Genomic DNA, 16507 nt, shown 5'->3' with positions numbered 1-16507 from the left:
GGTATTTGGAAAAGATGGACAGTGTCTTGCACACGCCCGTCATTTATCTATGCCTCAAGCATTTCGGCACGGGGTTCCATGGTCGACGAGGGCGTTGGCCAAAATCTAGGAGGGGCAATTGAAACTCGTACGGGTTTTTCTTTCACTCGCTGTGTTGGCACTGGCGTCAGTCTTCCTGATCGCGCCAGCTTCCGCGCAAGCGACACGCACGTGGGTTTCCGGCGTTGGTGACGACGCCAATCCGTGCAGCCGCACGGCACCTTGCAAGACGTTTGCCGGTGCTATCTCGAAGACGGCGGCAAGTGGTGAAATCAACTGTATCGACCCTGGCGGTTTTGGCGGGGTCACCATCACCAAATCCATCACCATCGATTGCAGGAACACAGAGGCAGGCGTGCTTGTCAGCGGTACGAACGCCATCATCGTTAACACGCCTGCCGGCGCCGCAGTTCATCTTCGCGGCCTCGACATATTCGGTGTTGGCGCCGGCCTCGATGGCGTGCGGATGGTCGGTCAGGGTCAACTGCATATCGAGGACTGCAACATCGAGCGGTTTACCAGCAACGGCGTCGAATTTCTTCCCACCGCGGCCAGCGAACTATATATTAGCAATACGCGGATAGCCGAGGCAGGCGCTGAAGGCATTCTCATCAAGACAACCGGGGCCGCTGGTATCAATGCCGTTCTTTCGAGAGTGGAAATTACCAACAACGCCAGCGGCATTCTTGTCGACGGCACCGGCAACACCCTCCCCATGAATCTGACACTGACCAACAGCGTGGTCAGCGGCAACACCGGCAACGGCGTGGCAATCAAATCTGTCGCCGCGGCATCGCCCGTACGCGCGACGATTGTCGGCAATACCATCAGCGCCAATGCCGGCGTCGGCGTTAACGCCAACGGCGCGGCCGCCAGCGGCAACGGAAGCGCAATTGCCTTTCTTGGCGGATCGACTGTGTTCGGCAATGTAACCGGGGTCAGTAACACTGGCAGCGGCGCCGTCCAGTCGTTCAAGAACAACATGATCTCCAGCAACGTAACCGACGGCACGCCGATCACTGCCTTCCCTGGCCCTGCCGGTACGCCATTGCAATAAGCGCCTGCCGGCCTGCGCGGCAGCATGAAACAAAGGCGATGCCACCTGCCTTGCAAGGGCAGTGCGGCAGCGCCTTTCTTGTTCCCGATCGCTAACGGTCGCTGCCGTCTTTTCATCGCTCGGGCAATGCGACTGCCCGCCGGCAGTGATGAAATGATTAGAAGTATATTCTGCCAGAGCGCAGCGGGGCGGAGATACGGAGATCGTCAAGAATGCCGGGAACCGCATTCTCAAGGTCGCGGAGACGATTGACCATTGGCCCACTTCGTCAGACGTGTCGATCAGCAAGACTAGGTGGATGGGCTTCTTCCTCGGTACCGGAAGCATGGCAACGTTGGGCACTCGCAGAGGGTAGACGGGATCGATCCAGTACGGTCTGGGTAAACTCTAATGCATCTCAACGAGTCGTCGCTATAGTACGTCAAGGCACTTGGACGCATTCGTCGTTTTCCGTTCCGGGCAACAGGTTAACCCCGAAAAAGCTGAGCTGTGTCAGTGGTCATGCGAAACCCAAAACGAACGCAAGAGCCGATATTGTCAGGCTTGCCGCCCAGGCTATCGAATACCGCCGGCTCAATCTGCAAGCACGCTCCGCCTTTTCATGTTTTTCGCGTGACTGACTAATCAGCTGATTTCGAGTTCTATTCGGTTCGTCGGCAAGCCGCTTTGGAATGACAATCACCTAGTGTATCGCCTTAACGCGTCCGTGATCCTTCGCTCTCGCACACAGCGCCTATCTTTTGGCGACTCCCGTCTACGATCAATCATTCTGTCAAAGAGTGCCTGTATTTGATTGTACGCTAATATACGGTCTCAGCTAGGCAGGCACTGGCGCTATCGAACCAGACGAAGGAAATTGGATGGCCACTCTCCATTATGCATCATTGCGCGCCCCATCGTGCCGATCCTCGTCATCGCTTTCCCCTTTGGCCGACAAGTGCCGACTTTGCCATTCCGGCGCTGCCATCCCGAGCAATGCAGATAACGCTGCGCCCGCTTTGGGTTTGTCCCCGCCGCTCAACGAAATCCGGCATGGTGCCGGAGATGATCCTCATTGAATGAACCAATGCGTCAACAGCGTCACTCCGAGGAAAAACAGGGAGCCGACGGCTATCAAAATTGCGGCCAGATTTGTGTAGGGCTCCTTACCAGGCTTTGTGCCGGGTTTAGCACTGAGTTTCCCGTAAGACAGAATGGCGAAACCTGCGGCGCCGAGCAGAAGGCAAACTGACCCTCCAATCGCCCCCATGCCATGGAGATGGAGCAATCTTGTATGATTGGTCGAACCCCGGCTCCACCAATCATAGGGCATCACCAAGTCATCGGCCACGAGACCGTGTACTGCGTAGGCAGCAATTGCTATTGCGACAAGCAACCCGGTGATCTTGCGCATTTCAATTGCCGGCCGCCCTAAATAGCTTGTCCCATTGCTCGGCATGACCGCTGGCGCGCGCCGCATCGTCCCATTCCAGCTTTGGGCACTTGCGAAGAGTCTGGCAATTGTCGGGATCGCTGGCCATGCACATGGTGCCCTTGCCGTCGACAAAGGTGAAAGTCGCCTTGTCGACAGGTGTGCTGATAATCGAGGAACTCGCGCCCTCGAACACGCCGCATGTCAGGTCGGCCTTGCAACACATGAACTGCCTGGGCTGAAGCAATCACCTTCGCCACCGACAAGGAATTCAACGAGCCCATCCGGATGGACTATATAGGGACTGGTCGAACAGAAGACGCGTAGGTCCTCCGCTGTGGCCTCGATGCCGTCGGGAGGACCAATACCCCATATGCCCGCTATTCCGTCTTCGAGCCGGACATCCTCCTGCTGCTCATGCGAGGTAAAGACAATGCCAGCGGCGCCATGCGGGATTGCAAATACGCGACTGCCGTCGTCGCTGAAGCGCACGGAAATGATATCGCTCATACCGGCATTCAACTTGTCGACCAGGCTGCCGCTGGCGGCATCAAAGATACGCAGGGAGAGGTCGGACGATCCCGTCGCGATACGCGTGCCGTCCGGGCTGAAGGTGGCGGAGAGCACCTGGTCGGCGCCGTCGTCCTTCAGGGTCGTGATTTCCTCGCCGCTGCCAGCGTCGAAGACATGCGCCGCGCCGTCATCGGCACCTGTCACGACGCGCTTGCCCTCGCGGTCGAATGACGCCGTTTCCACGCCGTCCGAATGGCTCAAGGTGGCGATCAGTTGGCCGCTCGCGGCATCCCACACCCGTGCGGTTTCGTCGTCCGCAACAGTCAGAACGCGTGTTCCATCTGGACTGAACCTAGCGCTGCGCACGACTTTTTCGTGCCCCTCGAGCACGGCAATCTGGCCGCCGGTGCTGGCATCCCAGACCCTCGCGGTATGGTCGTAGTCGGAGGTGACAATGCGGCTCCCGTCAGGGCTGAAGCTCGCGTCGGTCAGTTGATCCATGTGCCCCTTCAAAAGGGCGACCCGGCGCGCGCCATTGATTTCCCAAACTGCCGCCGTGCCATCATAGAGCATGATGACCACCCGCTTGCTATCGGGAGACTGAATTTGGCTCGTGTCCCGCTCTGCGGCGCCGCGTCCGTAGGTATCGCCGCAACCTGCTTCGAATAACCGGCGTCCCAAAAGGCCAATCGCTTCGAAGATCCCACCATGAACAGCGAGCCATCCGGGCTCCAGGCTACAGAGCCGGCATCTCCGGTCCTGAGCTCGGCGATCTGCTTGCCGTCCAACGTGTTGAAGATGACGACCGAGCCGGCGTCGGTGGCGAATGCGATACGGTCCCCGCTCGGGCTAAAGCCCACGGTATACACGGTCTGCTCCACGCTGAACTGCTGCATCGAATAGGTTTCGGACGCGAACGTGTCGGTCACTGCCAGGGCCTGGTAGAAATGCAGGACCAAGCTGATCAAAGCCAGCCGTGCAAGCATCGCGTTGAACTTCCCCTTCCGGGCAGATCGAGCTTACTACCGGCGAGGTTCGCGACCTGAGGCGGAGTCTGCGCATTTAGGCACAATGCGCCTAGCTGGCCATGTCCCGACAATATCATATCATCCGGTAGTGTCGCCGCAAGGCGCCCTCGTGCCGTAACTCCGTAGAGGTTTGCGAGCCTCGATCGTTGGCTTCGATGACGTTCGCGGTCGGGGAACGATGCTCAGGTCATGCGGGATGACGAGACAAGGCTGAGGGACGGCGACACGCTCGACGTGTCGCCGGACGGTCGGACTATCATCCATCTGTCCATCAGCTGTCTTCCGGGCGATATTCATCACTCTGCCGCGGTGACGGCCGCTACGAAGGACGCGGAACACCCCGCCGGTCAGGATGTTGTCTACTGAACCGCGCAGGAAAACGGCGCCAAAAAGTCCGCGGAGCCGCATGTTCTTCACCTCTGTGCAGCTGTGAGTCCGCTGAAAGACAAGACCGTGAACAGCGGCTCCGTGACCGAAGCCTGTGCGCAGAACACCATAGGCATTACTAATCAGGTCGAGATCGAACCGAAGCAGGGTGGGTTCACAGTTTCGCAATAGACCTGCCCGCGTTCTATTGCACCCAGCATTCTAGGAGCCCCTATCTGGCCTCCTTAGCTCAGGCAGCGTCCCGGGCATATTCGTGCACGTTACCTTCAAAGAGCAGTTTGCCTGCATGCGTCAACGTCAGCTCTCAGGACGCGCTATCGCGACGGAATGACCGAGATAGGCGCAAAGCTGCTGTTCAGAACGTAGATCACTTGGGGGTTCGTGCTGACCGGCGCTATCAGGACGGCACACGCGCCAGAAAGTCGATGCCTCCCAAAACCATCCTAAAGCCGAATCTAGTGTCCCGTTCTGTCCATAAGCACCCGTAATTCAGGCTGAGGCGCGACCCAGAAAGTTCGAAAAGCTTCCAGGAACCCCAGGCTAATTAGATGCCCTCTAGGATTGGCCACCCGCCAGAGCTCAATCTCACAGCTTTCGCGATGCTATTTGTCTCGTGATCGCTCAAAATTGCGATATACGACAAATGGGCGAAGTGAATTTGACCACCTACCAGGAGCGAATACTTGAGCGATCAAAACGAAGCCGTGACGGCCGATCTCGTCGGGCTGACGGCAGACATTGTCTCTGCCTATGTTAGCCAAAATCCCCTGCCCGTCGCTGGGTTGCCAGATCTCATCGCGTCGGTCCATTCGTCGCTAACAGGCCTTGGTCAGCCGAATTTCGCCGAGCCGCCTAGACGGGAACCCGCCATCAATCCAAAAAGGTCGGTGACGCCGGACTACATCATCTGCCTGGAAGACGGGGAGAAATTCAAATCGTTGAAAAGGCATCTCGCGGTGCATTACGGGCTCACTCCAGACGAGTACCGAGAGAAGTGGGGATTGAAGCCAGACTACCCAATGGTTGCGCCGAACTATGCGGCCCAAAGATCTACGCTCGCGAAGGCGGCGGGGCTCGGACGCAAACCGCAACCTACCCCCGCCCGAAAGGCGCCCGCCAAACGAAAGCCCAGCGCTTCGTGAAGGCGGCTGTTGGTGCGTCATACCTCGGCGCACCGTGAGGGGCAGTTAGCCAAGCGAGACCGCAGCCCGAGCCACCCTAATTGTGAGCGATCTTCGGCGACGTTTACGTGCTATGCAGACCGTCGCCGATAGCAAAAGAGTGCGTCTTCGATAGTGGGTCTCGCGACGTAGCGGTCTACCGACTCGAACCCCCACAGATGCTTGGATCAAAATTGCACCACAGCGGATCCAGACAGGAAACGTCTATACCTGCCCCTGCCTGCGGGCAACTTGTCGACATGCGGGATTTACGCCAAGTCATCTGGCATGAGCGACCCGGCCACGAACCGCTTGAAATCGGACGTTGAAACCCAAGGAAATCTCGCTTTCGGCGCGCTGCTTATATTGCTGAGTTCGTGGCGACGGCAGTTTACCAAGTGAAAAATCGTACCTTGCGCAACTATTCACTTTAGCAGATGCTCATCTTCGGCCTTGGGAGGCTCGGGGATGAACAGAAGATCGTTGATGGCGCTTGGCGCCACTGTGCTGCTTTTCGGTTGTCAGACTAGCAACCAAGCCGACTACATGCAGATCGGATACGGACCAAGTTTCGAGGTCGCGCATGCTCAATGCGAGATGCAGAAGAGGTCGGCGGATCAAGGCTATCTTGCCATCGGATCACCGGCTTTTGTTGCAGGCGCCGGTCTAGGCAACGCGCTCGGCAACGCCGTCGCCGAAGACCAATATATGAAGAACTGCCTGATCCTAAACGGTTGGAAGCGCGCGCCGCACGGTCAGGGCGCCGCCGCCGTGGCGGCCGTCGCCACCGGTGCACCACCAACTCCCTACGGGATACAGCGAGCGCCGGGCAGTTGGCTGAACACCGCCCTTCTGGATTGGTCGGCCGCCAACAACAAATGCGTCGCCGGCGACAAGGCCGCTTGCGCCACTCGAGCCAGGCTTGGCGCGCAGCTCAGAGCAGCTGGCGTCAGCCCAGCGCCGGTCTAGAGCGATGCGGCCGAACCTCGGGATCTGTATTGGCGTCGCTCTCGCCCTCAGCGGTTGCGGCGCGGACTATCTGAACAATTACGACAGCGTGACCCTCGCGGCCGGCGACGCCAACCGCGCCAACACCCTCGCCCAGACCGTCGACCCGTTCAACCCGAGCAGCCGGAACACGCACATCGAGGGCGACGGCCAACGGATCGCAGGCGTCGTCCAGAGGTATCGCGGGGTCGCCCCTGCCTCCGGGGCGGTGCCAAACAGCGGGGGCGATCTCGACTGCGCCGGCGGCAAGGGAAACAATCCGGTGGTGCCGCCGAACACGCCGATCAGCGGACCGGACGTGAATGGCCTGGACCGAAATCACGACGGCATCGGCTGCAACAGTCATTGAGAAATGGGCAAGCGCTATCGAGACAGAGATGTCGGGGACAACGAGTATAACCGTCGCCGGTATCGCCGACGTAGGCGGCCGCCCGAACGGGCGCAATGGTGGGTTGGCCTGCTCGGCCTCTTCGCGCTGCTGGGCATCGGCCTAGCCATCCAGATTGGCCCCGAATTCACCAACTGCAACATCAAAGGCAACATCAGCTACAACACCGGCGAGCGCATCTACCATGTGCCGGACCAGGAATATTACAGCGAGACGCGCATAAGCCTTCTCAGCGGCGAGCGCTGGTTCTGCTCGGAGGAAGCAGCCAGAGCCGCCGGCTGGCGCAAGGCTCGGCGGTGACGGACACCAGCCACTGGCCAACCGCCCCGGTTTACAAACCTCGTGGCTACGTACTCATCCTCGAGCTTTCGGAAGCGGGTGATCTGCCGCCGACTTGGGAGGAGTGGTGGGACGATTTCAAAGCGTCTGAAGCTGTGCAACGCCGCCAAGGCTTTCCGGCTATCAGAGTGCACGTCCACGCAGGCAGATATAATGCCTGGCTCCATGACAACTCGCTCTCGTCATCCAGACAAACCCTGCAGCAATTCGCTCAGCAACGGCTGGATATGAAAGAGCCCGGAAAGCGGAACGTGCGGAATCGCCATGGACACCGTGGACGAGGCGCCGGCCCTTCTAACGCACTGGACGCACCGGCCGATAGAGGTTCTGGCCTATCTCCTATTGGCGATCGCGCTAGGCACTTTGCTGCTCGCTGTTTGACCTCGTTCAAGGCTCACGGCCCTGAGCACATCGAGCGTAAGCTCTGCGTTAACGGCTTGTTCGCCGCTCGCCATTTAGCATCCGCTCATGGACACCAATTTCGATGACCTCATTGATGCTGTGAAGGCATCCCCAAGCGCGCTCGGCTCGGCATTGCGATCGCAACGATGGCCATCGTCGCCGCTGTTGCCGGGGTCGGAGTGGCGTTGAAAGGCGCCATCCACGATGAGCCGCAGCTGCCAGCGGTCGATATCGGTCAGATACTGCACCCAGGCGTGATTTGATCCCGTCTTAAGGCTCGACAGCGGGCGATGATAGCCTCTCTCGGGGGTAGTCCGGGCCGCGACGTCAGCCCTGACCGTCGCCCGAAATCGGAACTCCGCAACTCTGGCCGAGTGGTGACCTTTTTGGCGCTATACTGGCGTTTCGCGTTTCAGGACCTCCAAACGCAAAAACCGCCCCAGGTTAGACCGGGACGGTAATTGATTTATGACAGAATTGGTTGCGGGGACAGGATTTGAACGCGGTATTCGAACCGACTTAAAGGAGGGCTATAGCGTAAACGTAGTTCTCATCATCACCCGGCGCGGCGCGCCACTTCAGTACAGAACTGCGAACTCCCGCCACCGCCGTTTCTTCGCCTGATGCCGCGACCAGGGTTTGGAGCAATTCGGACTTTGATCCGATGATTCTGACCTCCTTCTCGGCCACTTCGATCCGCTGCGCCAACGCTCGCAGGTGATCGCGGCGGTAGCCGCCACGCGGATCGCGCATGCGCTCGCGAGCGGCGCGGGCGAAGGTGGCGACCATTTCGGGCGTGATGGGCTGGTTGCCGACGCTGTCGAGCGATGCCTTGATGCGCTCGGCGTCGGTGGTTGCCTGGTCCTTGATCGCCTTGAGACCAGCCATGCGGTCCTTGAGAGCCGGATCGTTGACGTCTGTGACGCCAGCCTCAATGGCGTCATAGAGCCGATTGAGGCGCTGGTCGGTCTCGGTGATCTTCCGCTTCAGTTCGCCCAGGTGCTCACGACGGCGCTGAGTGCGTTCCTGCCTTCGGCCCAAGACAGCCTCAAGAATGGTGGTGAGCCGTTCTGGCTTGAGAAGCCGCTTCTCCAGATGATTGGCAACCAGGTCGTCCAGAAAGGCCATGGGGATTGATTTGCCTTGGCAACCAGCTTTGCCCTGGCGGGCGCGTGTCGAGCAGGTGTAGTAACGGTACATAGTGCCAGCGCAGCCTTTGCCGGTCCTGAGCGTCATGGCTCCTCCGCACTTTGCGCAAAAGCAGATACCGGTAAGGAGAACGGGACTGGTGGTGACCCTGGGTGGCGTCACCATTGGATGGCGAGATTTGAGACGCGCCTGCACGGCATCGAAGGTCTTGCGCTCGATGATTGCCGGCACCGCCATAACGACAACCTCGTCCTCCGGCTTCTTTGCCCTGCCTTTGAAGCTGCGCGTATTGAAGCGGTGTTCGCCAATATAGGTGGTTCGGGTTAGGACGGCGTGGATTTGCGCTAGTCCCCAGAGACCGCCGTCTCGTGTGAACAACCGGTTCTCATTCAGATGGCAGGCGATCGATTTGACGCCCATTGGTCCTGAGGTTCCATTGCCCTGAAGAAAGAGGCGGTAGATCAGTCGGACGGTGTCGGCGTGCAGCGGATCGACCTCCAGCTTCTTCTTGGTCTTCGATCCGCGCTGCTCTGCCGCAACGATCCGGTAGCCGATCGGAGGCAACGCCCCATTCCAGAAGCCCTGCCTGGCATTCTCGTTCATGGCGCGGAGTACATGCTTGGCGTTCTCTTTCGACTGGTACTCATCGAAGAGAGACATGATCTGGCGCATCATGACATGCATTGGATCGTCACCCATCTCCTGGGTAATCGACACAAGTCTTACGCCGTTCTTGGCGAGCCGCCTGACATGGAACTCAAGCTCGAAGTGATCGCGGAAGAATCGGCTGAAGGAATGAACGACGACGACATCGAAGGGGGAAGGCTTTGATGTGCCTTCTTCGATCATGCGCTGGAACTCTGGACGCTTGTCATTGGTGGCTGATGCGCCTGCCTCGACAAAGGTCTCGACCAGCTCATAGCCACGAGAGGCGCAGTAAGCCTCACCTTGGCGCCTCTGGTCGGGAATGGAGACATCGTGCTCGGCCTGGCGGGCAGTCGATACGCGGAGGTAGAGGACTGCCCGCGATCCCTTTGCAGACTGCTGCTGTTGTGAAGCCGTCTTCATAAGCACTGTCTCCCTGTCATTTCATGGGCGATCTCCGAAAAGCTGATCGAAGATGTCGCCAAACCACGCCTCGAACGCGTCGATTTCCGGGGAAGTGACAGGGACGGGCTTTGGCAAATTGTCGGTAACGCGCCACTCGCGTGGATCGTGTTGAACCAGTCGGCCGACGCGTGGACGCTGCTCAACGTTAAGGTAGTCATACAGGTCGATCGGCAATGTACCGAGGCGGACCCGTGACAGTTCCGCAGAGGTCGCTTTGCGAGCCGGGTGGGACATGGCCCAAATATGCCCCAGCAACCCGTCAAAGCGGAACGACCTATGTATTCGCCAGGACCACCATTCGCACGCTGATGGATCAGCTTTCGTTCAACCGGTTTGGCCGCATCGCTCCAAGGCATCTTCCTCCTCCAGGGCTGCGACCAGCTTGGTTGCCGCCTCCCAATGTCTGGCGATGTCAGTCCGGACCGTCGCCCTCTCCGGCCGATCCATACCTATGTCTCCAACGATCGCCTTCATGTCCCGAAGCACCGACGCGATGTGCGACCAGGGGAAGTCATCTGGGCTGTCAATCTCCCTATCTGCTCCAACGATCATCTCCAGCTTGGCGACCACGCCGGCAAGCGAAGTCGCGGTCACATCGGGGATTGCGTCGAGATGCTTCAACTCCTCCGTCACGGCGAGCACTTCCGCTTCACGTGCAACCGCAAACTCTGGGCTCCCATCGACCGTCTGCCAGGCCGCGATCTGCGCCGCATGGACGCTATTTCCGGAGCCCGATGCCGCCAGATCGGTCAATACCGGAATTCCGGTATTGACCAACATTCGGCTCTCCAGCCGTTGCTGTATTCGGCACAGTAGGAGCGCGACGTGATGGGCTCGCTGCTGGTGGGACCAAAGGTACAGTGCTCGGTCATCGAACCGACTTTCCAATGCGGGTTGGCTATCCAATCTGTCCATGCGGGTGAGCCTTTTCGTTTGCAGGAAGGCATCTCCTCCATATCATATTGAATGCCGAATAGGAACTATCGTTCCTGGAATGATCGTTCCATTCCTGAGCTATCTCTGGGAATGGACCTCAAGGAAGTTTTTGCAAGCAACTTGCGTCAAATCAGAAGCAGCAAAGGGCTGACGCAGGAAGAGTTGGCGGAGCGCGCAGGGCTTAGCGCTAGATACATCGGCTCAATCGAGCGGGCACACGTTTCGGCAAGTGTCACCGTGCTCGGGCGCATCGCAGACGCGCTGGGTGTCGAGCCGCACACGCTGGTGCGGCTGAACAGATAGCCACACGCGACCGTGGAGCCGCTCGCGAGCGCGCCATCAACAGCGCTGTAGCGAGCGGGCGGCGGCTTTGCGCCTCATACCAGATGTTGCTGAGAGGCTTGAGGCTTCCCGGAAGCAGTCATTCGTTAACGTTGCTAAGATCGGTCACTCCCACACCGAGCCATTCTCGGGCGTTATCAAGAGAGCCAGTCCCTCTGCCAAAATATGAGAGAATCTGATCGGAAGCCGGCGCGATATCTGAAATTCAGTTGCTTTGCGGTTTGCGATCGCCAGCAATGCGGCTTCACGCTTTGGCTAAACTCGTCGAACTCGCAATCAGAAAGGCAATGATCGGACCTCAATCCGACGATTTGCGGTGGATCAAAGCTCGGACCGTCCATTGGGCTAAAAACGTTTGCGGCCATCTCGCCGCGGATGGGACAGAGGCGAAATCCGATGGAACTCATGGCATGTCTCTCGCTGGCTACATATCCCGAAGCGAATACGGCGAAGGTCGCTTCGAATGCAGTGGCGCTCGCCAGGCACGTGGGCGCAGCGCTCCATGCGGTCGTTGTCAATGTCGACATTCCCGACGTTTCGAACGCGCTTTCGACCTACCTGCTCGATCTTCCAAGCAAGATTCGCGAGGTCGAGGCGACCAGCCGCAAGTGCGGCGAGACCTTGCTGGAGGCGGTTGCCGAGGAGGCCTCACAGAGCGCGGTGACCCTGGCCACGCAGGAGATCGCGGCGCCACCGGCCCTGATGGGTGATGCTGCCGCGGAACAATGCCGCTATTTCGATCTCGCACTTGTCGGCCTGGCCGCGGACAATCCGACGGCGCGCATGACTGCCGAGGCCATACTGTTTGGCGCAGGCCGCCCAACGCTCATTTTTCCCGAAGCGATGGATGTTGGTGTGCTCGACCATGTCGTCATCGCCTGGGACGGGAGCCGCGTGGCGGCACGGGCCGTCGCCGACGCGCGGCCGTTCCTGGAACGCGCGGCCAGGATCACGGTCATTAGTGTGACCGACGAAAAGCCGCTGCCCGGAAAGGACATCGGCGAACGCCTTGCGCAGGGCCTGAGGATGCGGGGACTGACCGTAGAGAGCGCTGCGATCCGAGCAGGCGACCGTTCGATAGGCGCCGCTCTCCAGGAGCATGCCGTCAAGATTGGTGGCAAGCTGCTGGTCATGGGTGGATACGGTCATTCGCGGGTCAGGGACTTCGTGCTTGGCGGCGCAACCGAGGGTGTTCTCGCCGATTTGCGGCTTCCCATTCTTCTTTCTCACTGAAATGCGTTTGGTGAGAAGGCGGCCATGACATTGGCTGATAGTCCCGTGGAGGCAGTTGAGCTGACCGAACCAATCTCGACGGTGGATATGTTTTCCGGCCTTTCGGAGGCCGAGGCGCAAGCCAGGCTTGCCGCCGAAGGGTACAACGAACTGCCGAGATCCAGCCAACGCACGCCGTTGCGGATTGCCTTCGAGGTCATTCGCGAGCCGATGTTGGCGCTCCTGCTCGGCGGCGGCGTTGTCTACCTCATTCTGGGCAATCTGGAGGAAGCGCTGATCCTGCTGGCCTTCGCCACGATGTCGATTGGCATAACGATCATACAGGAGTCACGCACCGAGCGTGTTCTGGAAGCGCTGCGTGATCTCACCAGCCCTCGTGCCCTAGTCATACGCGGTGGTGAGCGCAAGCGCATTGCCGGTCGCGAGGTTGTTCGGGGGGATCTCGTCGTGCTCGGCGAGGGCGACCGCGTGCCGGCCGATGCCAGGCTTCTCCAGAGCCAGGACCTTCAGAGCGACGAATCCCTGCTGACCGGCGAATCCGTGCCGGTTCGAAAGATTGCCGCTGACGCCGGCCCGCTACCGAGCGAATGCCGGCCAGGCGGTGACGACTTGCCTTTCATATTCTCAGGTTCGCTGATCGTTCGCGGTTCGGGCATGGGCGAAGTCCTGGCGACGGGCCCACGGAGTGAAATCGGCAAGATAGGGCAGTCGCTGAGTTCAATGGAGACCGAGCCGCCGCGATTGCAGGCGCAGATGCGGCGTGTCGTCCGCATTTTCGCAATGGTCGGCGGCGCGGTCAGCGTCGCCGCTGTCCTGCTTTACGGGCTTCTGCGGGGCGGATGGCTTGACGCCGTGCTCGCGGGTATCGCGCTCGGCATGTCCATGCTGCCGGAAGAGTTTCCCGTCGTGCTCACGATCTTCATGGCCATGGGTGCGTGGCGCATATCACAGGCGCGCGTCCTGACCCGCAGGGCCGCCGCGATCGAAACGCTTGGCTCGGCAACGATCCTTTGCACCGACAAGACAGGCACGCTCACCGAGAACCGGATGACGATTGCCGAACTTCGGACGGCGGATGGAAAGTCGTTTCGGATTGCCGACAAGCCGGGCACCGATCTGCCGGCGGCATTCGCCGATCTGGTCGAGACGGGTGTGCTTGCTAGTGCCGAGATTCCTTTCGACCCCATGGAGATCGCACTTCACAAACTCGGCAAGGAACGACTGTCCAAACGCGAGATTCTGGACAATCTGGATTGGGAACTGGTCCGCGCCTATCCGCTTCGACCCGGTCTGCTGGCGATGTCGAATGTCTGGCAGTTGGCAGGCGGCAAGCGCAATTCGCTGGTTGCGGCAAAAGGAGCGCCGGAGTCAATCGGGGCGCTATGCCATCTGAACGCAAAGGATCTGAAGGCCTTGAAGGGTTCGGTCGAAGCCATGGCGGCCGAGGGGTTGCGTGTGCTGGGCGTGGCCCGTGTGTCTCATCGCGGCGGCGCCTTGCCGGAGACGCAACACGATTTCAAATTCGAATTTCTCGGGCTGGTCGGCCTGACGGATCCGCTGCGCGCGCGCGTTCCCGAAGCCGTGAGCGACTGCCGTTCCGCCGGCATCAGGGTGATGATGATCACCGGCGACTACCCAGCAACCGCCAACGTGATCGCGCGCCAAGCCGGCCTCGACGCCGAAAGCGTGGTGACCGGCAGCGAGATGCAGTCGCTCAACGACGAAGAACTGGCGCTGCGTGTCAAAACCGCAACCGTGTTCGCGCGCATCATGCCCGAGCAGAAGCTTCGCATCGTCAACGCGCTGAAGGCGAGTGGTGAAATCGTCGCCATGACCGGCGACGGGGTCAATGACGCGCCGTCGCTCAAGGCCGCCAATATCGGGATCGCCATGGGTGGCCGCGGTACCGACGTTGCGCGCGAGGCATCGTCCATCGTGCTGCTCGACGACGATTTCGGTTCAATCGTCAAAGCAATTCGGCTTGGCCGCCGCATCTTCGACAACCTGCGCAAGGCCATGGGCTTCATCTTCGCGGTCCACGTGCCGATCGCGGGCCTCTCGCTGCTGCCGCTGCTGTTTGGCCTGCCGATCCTGTTCGGGCCGATCCATATCGCCTTTCTGGAGATGGTGATCGATCCCGTGTGCTCGCTTGTCTTCGAGGCTGAAAGCGAAGAAGACGATGTCATGCGCCGTCCGCCTCGCAATCCGGACTCGCCACTCTTCTCCGGAGCGTTGATCGGATGGGGTCTGCTCCAAGGGACGCTCGCCTTCGCGCTCCTCGCGGGCATTTACCTTGTCGCCCTGAGGCAGGGCATGGCCGAGAACGAAATCCGCGCTCTGGTTTTTTTCTCTCTGGTGCTGACAATCGTAGGGCTGATCTTTGTCAACCGCTCCTTCAGCGCATCGCTTCTGACCGCGCTCATAAGGCCGAACCGGTCGCTGATGATCGTCGTCGTGGCCGTCGCTTCGATGCTAGGCGGGACGCTCCTGTGGCCCTTTGCCACCAGTCTGTTCCGCTTCGGACCCCTGCATCTCGACGACCTGGCCGTGACGCTTGCCGCGGGATCTGCCGTGCTGGCATGCTTGGAGCTGCTGAAGCCATTCTGGCGGGAGCGGCTGAAGGCCTAGCCGCAGATTCAATGAGCCGATCCATGACCAGTCGTCGGCTGGAAAGGAGTTGGATGTCAACAAGGGCTGGAAAACGTGAAGGAAATTCTCGGACGAACCGCATCGGTATTGGCAGGATGAACGCCGACGATCCACGAGTTCGTGGAGGCCACGTGGGCACACTCGTATTGGCCGCCGCCGCGATCGTCGGGATTGTCGTCTGCGTGCTTTTGGCCGAGCCATTCTTGGGCGCGATCACATGGGCTCTCGCTCTGGCGATCCTCTTTGTCCCTTTCCATGCCTGGATCGAGACGAAGCTGAAGCAGCCCAACCTCGCGGCGATGGTTTCGGTACTGACAATAGTACTCCTCGTCGTTGTTCCCACAGCTTTCCTTGTCGAACGGCTGGTCGAGGAAGCTGCATCTGGGGCGGCCTCCGTCCGAACCCGGGTGGCGGGTGGAGAACTCCAACGTCTCCTCGACGCCCATCCCGGCATCGCACCTATTGGAAAGTGGATCAATCAACAGATCGATCTGCCCTCGATGATGGCGAGCCTCGCAACATGGCTGAGCAATGCCGGGGCGACGTTCGTCAAGGGCTCTGTGCTGCAGGTGGCGGAAGTCCTGCTGACGTTCTACATGCTGTTCTATTTCTTGCGTGATCGGAACGCAGTCGCGCGCCTGCTCCATGATTGGATGCCGTTGGAGAGTGCCGATACCGAGCGACTGTTCCAGCGGGTTTTCGATACCGTTCACGCCACGGTATACGGGACGCTGGCGGTCGCAGCAGTCCAGGGTTCTTTGGGCGGGTTGATGTTCTGGATCCTCGGGTTGCCGACGCCCCTTCTTTGGGGCGTGGTGATGAGTCTGCTTTCCGTCGTGCCTGTGTTGGGTTCGTTCCTCGTGTGGATACCGGCAGCAATCCTCCTCTTGCTTGACGGTGATTGGGGCAAGGCCCTGATCCTCTCGGGCTGGGGCGGTATTGTTGTAGGCGGAATCGACAACGTCCTTCGCCCGATGTTGGTCGGCAACCAGCTGAGGCTCCACACGATCCCAGCGTTCATATCGATGATAGGTGGGCTCGCCCTGTTCGGGGCTCCAGGATTCATACTGGGCCCCTTGGCAGTCACGGTGACTTTGCTGCTCATCGAGGTATGGGCTGCGCGCGACAAAATCAGCAACCGCCAGCAACAGGAATGATCTCACAACGTGATGCAAACCTGCTTAGGGGTCAAATCCCGAGCCGTCCGGCGGCCGACCTCTTAAACGGCCGTGCCGACCAGCGCGCCGATACCGGCGGTGAGCGCCATGGCGAAGGCGCCCCAGAAGGTCACGCGCAACGTTGCGCGAAGGATGTTGGCGCCGCCCGCCTTGGCGCCGATGGCGCCCAGCAGGGCAA

General features: G+C 59.9%; 15 protein-coding genes and 1 pseudogene. 9 read left to right on the top strand and 7 right to left on the bottom strand.

The window, feature by feature from the left end; translation table 11 throughout:
• The first annotated feature begins 118 nt into the window (after positions 1 to 118).
• On the top strand, positions 119 to 1096 hold the full coding sequence (locus tag CK228_RS31115) for a right-handed parallel beta-helix repeat-containing protein (protein WP_095790306.1): 978 nt from the start codon (positions 119 to 121) through the stop codon (positions 1094 to 1096).
• Positions 1097 to 2147: 1051 nt separating this feature from the next.
• On the opposite strand, the gene CK228_RS31110 is transcribed toward CK228_RS31115, so the two are convergent.
• From CK228_RS31110 to CK228_RS31095, 4 genes are read right to left on the bottom strand one after another with little or no spacing between them, the layout of a single operon-like run.
• On the bottom strand, positions 2148 to 2489 hold the full coding sequence (locus tag CK228_RS31110; protein WP_095790305.1) for a hypothetical protein: 342 nt from the start codon (positions 2487 to 2489) through the stop codon (positions 2148 to 2150).
• A gap of 1 nt (position 2490) precedes the next feature.
• Complete coding sequence (locus CK228_RS31105; protein WP_179296104.1) at positions 2491 to 2703, bottom strand: hypothetical protein; 213 nt, start codon at positions 2701 to 2703, stop codon at positions 2491 to 2493.
• An 8-nt stretch (positions 2704 to 2711) separates the two neighbouring features.
• Positions 2712 to 3593: a WD40 repeat domain-containing protein gene (locus CK228_RS31100; RefSeq protein ID WP_095790303.1), complete on the bottom strand. Its 882-nt coding sequence runs from the start codon at positions 3591 to 3593 to the stop codon at positions 2712 to 2714.
• On the bottom strand, positions 3530 to 4006 hold the full coding sequence (locus CK228_RS31095) for a hypothetical protein (RefSeq protein ID WP_095790302.1): 477 nt from the start codon (positions 4004 to 4006) through the stop codon (positions 3530 to 3532). The genes CK228_RS31100 and CK228_RS31095 overlap by 64 nt, the downstream gene beginning before the upstream one ends.
• Before the next feature lie 1112 nt (positions 4007 to 5118).
• Here CK228_RS31095 and CK228_RS31085 point away from each other — a divergent pair.
• The 4 genes from CK228_RS31085 to CK228_RS31065 all read left to right on the top strand — a co-directional run bounded on the left by CK228_RS31085 (position 5119) and on the right by CK228_RS31065 (position 7291).
• Complete coding sequence (locus CK228_RS31085; RefSeq protein WP_095790301.1) at positions 5119 to 5577, top strand: MucR family transcriptional regulator; 459 nt, start codon at positions 5119 to 5121, stop codon at positions 5575 to 5577.
• Positions 5578 to 6081: 504 nt separating this feature from the next.
• Positions 6082 to 6564, top strand: a complete 483-nt coding sequence (locus tag CK228_RS31075) for a hypothetical protein (protein WP_095790300.1) — start codon at positions 6082 to 6084, stop codon at positions 6562 to 6564.
• A 4-nt stretch (positions 6565 to 6568) separates the two neighbouring features.
• Positions 6569 to 6952 (top strand): calcium-binding protein, encoded by a 384-nt coding sequence (locus CK228_RS31070; protein ID WP_095790299.1) that lies wholly within the window; start codon positions 6569 to 6571, stop codon positions 6950 to 6952.
• Positions 6953 to 6955: 3 nt separating this feature from the next.
• Entirely contained in the window at positions 6956 to 7291 is a 336-nt protein-coding gene (locus CK228_RS31065) for a hypothetical protein (RefSeq protein ID WP_245438150.1), read from the top strand.
• A gap of 960 nt (positions 7292 to 8251) precedes the next feature.
• Here CK228_RS31065 and CK228_RS31055 read toward each other — a convergent pair.
• Both CK228_RS31055 and CK228_RS31045 read right to left on the bottom strand, forming a co-directional pair.
• On the bottom strand, positions 8252 to 9949 hold the full coding sequence (locus tag CK228_RS31055; RefSeq protein ID WP_095790297.1) for a recombinase family protein: 1698 nt from the start codon (positions 9947 to 9949) through the stop codon (positions 8252 to 8254).
• Positions 9950 to 10315: 366 nt separating this feature from the next.
• The gene (locus CK228_RS31045) at positions 10316 to 10771 is read right to left on the bottom strand and encodes a hypothetical protein (protein WP_095790344.1); all 456 of its coding nucleotides are present in this window, start codon (positions 10769 to 10771) and stop codon (positions 10316 to 10318) included.
• A 246-nt stretch (positions 10772 to 11017) separates the two neighbouring features.
• Between CK228_RS31045 and CK228_RS31040 the strand changes: the two genes are divergently transcribed.
• The 4 genes from CK228_RS31040 to CK228_RS31025 all read left to right on the top strand — a co-directional run bounded on the left by CK228_RS31040 (position 11018) and on the right by CK228_RS31025 (position 16308).
• Positions 11018 to 11230, top strand: a complete 213-nt coding sequence (locus CK228_RS31040) for a helix-turn-helix transcriptional regulator (protein WP_095790296.1) — start codon at positions 11018 to 11020, stop codon at positions 11228 to 11230.
• Between the two features lie 435 nt (positions 11231 to 11665).
• On the top strand, positions 11666 to 12502 hold the full coding sequence (locus tag CK228_RS31035; RefSeq protein WP_095790295.1) for a universal stress protein: 837 nt from the start codon (positions 11666 to 11668) through the stop codon (positions 12500 to 12502).
• An 87-nt stretch (positions 12503 to 12589) separates the two neighbouring features.
• Positions 12590 to 15130, top strand: a complete 2541-nt coding sequence (locus CK228_RS31030) for a cation-translocating P-type ATPase (RefSeq protein WP_095790343.1) — start codon at positions 12590 to 12592, stop codon at positions 15128 to 15130.
• A gap of 152 nt (positions 15131 to 15282) precedes the next feature.
• A complete protein-coding gene (locus CK228_RS31025) occupies positions 15283 to 16308 on the top strand; it encodes an AI-2E family transporter (RefSeq protein ID WP_245438149.1) in 1026 nt (341 codons plus the stop codon).
• A gap of 62 nt (positions 16309 to 16370) precedes the next feature.
• Here the strand turns inward: CK228_RS31025 and CK228_RS36120 are convergent.
• Positions 16371 to 16507 (bottom strand): annotated as a pseudogene (locus tag CK228_RS36120) (VIT family protein); the annotation flags it as partial.

This window comes from Mesorhizobium sp. WSM4312, assembly GCF_002294875.1.
In the GTDB taxonomy this organism is placed as follows: Bacteria; Pseudomonadota; Alphaproteobacteria; order Rhizobiales; family Rhizobiaceae; genus Mesorhizobium.
The sequence above is the reverse complement of the archived record's forward strand: the minus strand, read 5'-3'. Positions and strand labels throughout refer to the sequence as shown.